The 2957-nt window shown below is 66.4% G+C and carries 5 protein-coding genes; 1 reads left to right on the top strand and 4 read right to left on the bottom strand.

Features of this window, described 5'->3' with window-relative positions; translation table 11 throughout:
* Nucleotides 1–542 (bottom strand): ABC transporter substrate-binding protein (locus tag AC1DOC_RS27240; RefSeq protein WP_478130878.1); only part of this gene is annotated, 542 nt, incomplete at its 3' end.
* Between the two features lie 184 nt (nt 543–726).
* Here AC1DOC_RS27240 and AC1DOC_RS27235 point away from each other — a divergent pair.
* Nucleotides 727–1116, top strand: coding sequence for a RidA family protein (locus AC1DOC_RS27235; protein ID WP_125964567.1), 390 nt, complete (start codon nt 727–729; stop codon nt 1114–1116).
* Here the strand turns inward: AC1DOC_RS27235 and AC1DOC_RS27230 are convergent, their stop codons facing one another.
* The 3 genes from AC1DOC_RS27230 to AC1DOC_RS27220 all read right to left on the bottom strand — a co-directional run.
* The gene (locus AC1DOC_RS27230; RefSeq protein ID WP_124957377.1) at nt 1117–1713 is read right to left on the bottom strand and encodes an ATP-dependent Clp protease proteolytic subunit; all 597 of its coding nucleotides are present in this window, start codon (nt 1711–1713) and stop codon (nt 1117–1119) included.
* A 94-nt stretch (nt 1714–1807) separates the two neighbouring features.
* Nucleotides 1808–2485 (bottom strand): lipoprotein-releasing ABC transporter ATP-binding protein LolD, encoded by a 678-nt coding sequence (gene lolD, locus AC1DOC_RS27225; protein WP_018906496.1) that lies wholly within the window; start codon nt 2483–2485, stop codon nt 1808–1810.
* Nucleotides 2478–2957 (bottom strand): FtsX-like permease family protein (locus tag AC1DOC_RS27220; RefSeq protein WP_478130877.1); only part of this gene is annotated, 480 nt, incomplete at its 5' end. The genes lolD and AC1DOC_RS27220, both read right to left, overlap by 8 nt.

Raw genomic sequence — 2957 nt, 5'->3', positions numbered from 1 at the left:
ATGGCGGCCATGCCGCTGGGCAGCGCGAGCTGCGAAAGCAGTGGCGCATACGGCGCCTTCAGCACGATCTCCACGCCCAGCGGGCCCTTGGCCTTGAGGCTCTCGACTTCCTTGCCCACGGCCTTGCCGCGCGGCGACTGGTCCATCCAGCGCTGCAGGCTGGCCACCACGTCGTCGGCGTTGAGTTCGCGGCCGTTGTGCAGCATCACGCCCTTGCGCAGCGTGATCGCGTAGGTCTTGCCGTCGGCCGAGATCCTGGGGCTGCTCTCGGCCAGCATGGGCACCACATTCCACTTGGCGTCGAAGGTGTAGAGCGTCTCGTACACGTGCTGCATGATGGTTCCGACCAGGTCGGCCGTGGACGCCATCGGGTCGAGCGTCTGCGGTTCGGCCACCATGGCCAGCGTGGCAAAGTTGCGCGGCCCCTGGGCATGCGCGGGCTGGCCCGGCAGCGCGGCGCACAGCATGGCGAGCAGGGAGGCACCCAGCAGGCTGCGCTTCGACAGCTTTGGCAGGCACTGGACAAGACCGGCGTGAGACATGGGGAACTCCTTCGTGGGGCAGGCAAATTGTGAAAGAAACTTTCTTTTCGGCCCGCACTTTGAAGCACTATCCATGCCAAATCATCCGTGTTAACCCTTGTTTGCGGGTTTTTCTGAAACAAATTTTCAGATTGGATCGATACTTGCGATCTGCTTTTCTTTCAATCCTTTCAGGAGTTCTCCCATGCCGCTCGAATACCTCGGCGCCCCGCCCGTTGCCTCGGACCGCCAGGCCCGCCCCTTCTCCCCGGCCGTGCGCGCCGGCGATTTCATCTACGTGTCGGGCCAGGTGCCGGCCAATGCCGAGGGCGAGATCGTGGTGGGCGGCATCGAGGCGCAGACGCGCCAGGTGATGGAAAACCTGAAGAAGGTGCTGGCGCTGGCCGGCGCCACGCTCGACGACGTCTGCAAGAGCACCGTCTGGCTGCAGGACGCGCGCGACTTTGGTGCCTTCAACCGCATCTACATGAGCTACTTCGGTGACAACAAGCCGGCGCGCTCGACCACCGAGGCGCGGCTGATGGTCGACGCCAAGGTCGAGATCGACGTGGTGGCCTACAAGCCCAAGGCCTGATCAGGCGTGCAGCTCGGTCTTGCGCTGGATGATGCGCGAGACCAGGCCGTACTCGACCGCCTCCGCGGCCGAAAGCCAGCGGTCGCGCTCGATGTCGGCCAGCACCACGTCGATCGGCTTGCCGGTTTCGCGCGCAATCTCGTGCGCGATGCGGTGCCGGGCCTTGATGATTTCCTGCGCCTGGATCGCGATGTCGGTCGCCTGCCCGCCCGCGCCGCCGCTGGGCTGGTGGATCAGGAAGCGCGTGTTCGGCAGGCACACGCGCCGCTCGCGCGGCACCGCCAGGTACAGGTGCGTGGCGGCGCTGCCCACCCAGCCGGTGCCGATCATGTTCACCGGCGCGGAGATGAAGCGCACGATGTCGTGAATCGCATCGCCCGACTCCAGGTGGCCGCCGGGCGAGCTCACCAGGATGTCGATGGGCTTGTCGGCGCTGTCGGCATCGAGCGCGATGAGCCTGCGCGTCACGTCGGCAGCGACCGAATCGGTGATGCTGCCGAAGATCAGCAGCGTGCGCGACTTGAAGGCTTTTTCCTCGAGGTACGAATTGCGCGGCTCGGCGGTGGCCGCGGGCGGGGTGTCGTCGTCGGTTTCCATGATGAAGAAGCGCTCCTGTGATTGCACGGCCTCGTGCCGCGCAGGCGGACAGTTTCGCGACATTGCACGGGCCGTGGCAAGCGGCATCGGCGAATCAGCCCGCCAGGCGCCCCGCCACCAGCTGCAGCACGCGGTCGCAGCGTTTTGCGAGCTCCTGGTCGTGCGTGACCATCACGAAGGCCGTGCGGTGCCTGTGCGCGAGTTCGATCATCAGCGCGAACACCGTGTCCGCCGTGCTGCGGTCGAGGTTGCCCGTGGGCTCGTCGGCCAGCACGCAGGCCGGCTGCGTGACCAGCGCGCGCGCAATGGCCACGCGCTGGCGCTCGCCGCCCGAGAGCTCGGCCGGCCGGTGGTGCAGGCGTTCGCCCAGGCCCACGCTTTCGAGGATCTTGGTGGCCGAGGCCGCCGCCTGCGCGGAATCCATGCGCCGGATCTTGAGCGGCATCGCCACGTTGTCGAGCGCGCTGAACTCGGGCAGCAGGTGGTGGAACTGGTAGACGAAGCCCAGGTGCAGGTTGCGCAGCCGCCCCTGCTCGGCCGCATCGGCATGCGCGATGTCCTTGCCGAGCAGCTCGACCTTGCCGGCGGTGGGCGCATCGAGCCCGCCCATCAGGTGCAGCAGCGTGCTCTTGCCCGAGCCCGAGGCGCCGACGATGGCCAGTGTCTCCCCGGCGCGCACGTCCAGGTCGACGCCGTGCAGCACCGTGAGGTCGATGCGCCCCTCGTGAAAGCGCTTGGTGAGGCCGCGCGCCTTGAGAACCACGTCACTCATAGCGCAATGCCTCGGCAGGGTTGACGCGGCTCGCGCGCCAGCTGGGATACAGCGTTGCAAGAAAAGCCAGGACCAGCGAAATGATCGCGATCGGCATGATGTCGCCGCGCTGCGGATCGCTCGGCATCTTGCTGATCAGGTAGATGTCCTTGGGCAGGAAGCTCGCGTGGAAGAGCTGTTCGAGCGCCGGCACGATCACGTCGATGTTGTAGGCAATGCCCAGCCCCAGCAGCAGCCCGGCCACCGTGCCGATCACGCCGACCATCGCGCCCTGCACCACGAAAATGCCCATGATGCTGCGCGGCGAACTGCCCAGCGTGCGCAGGATGGCGATGTCCGCGCGCTTGTCGGTCACCGTCATGACCAGCGTGGACACCAGGTTGAAGGCCGCCACCGCCACGATGAGCGTGAGGATGATGAACATCATGCGTTTCTCGACCTGCACGGCCGCAAACCATGTCTTGTTCTGGCG

The sequence above is a fragment of the Variovorax sp. 01T439_2 genome (genome assembly GCF_056398445.1).
The sequence above is the reverse complement of the archived record's forward strand: the minus strand, read 5'-3'. Positions and strand labels throughout refer to the sequence as shown.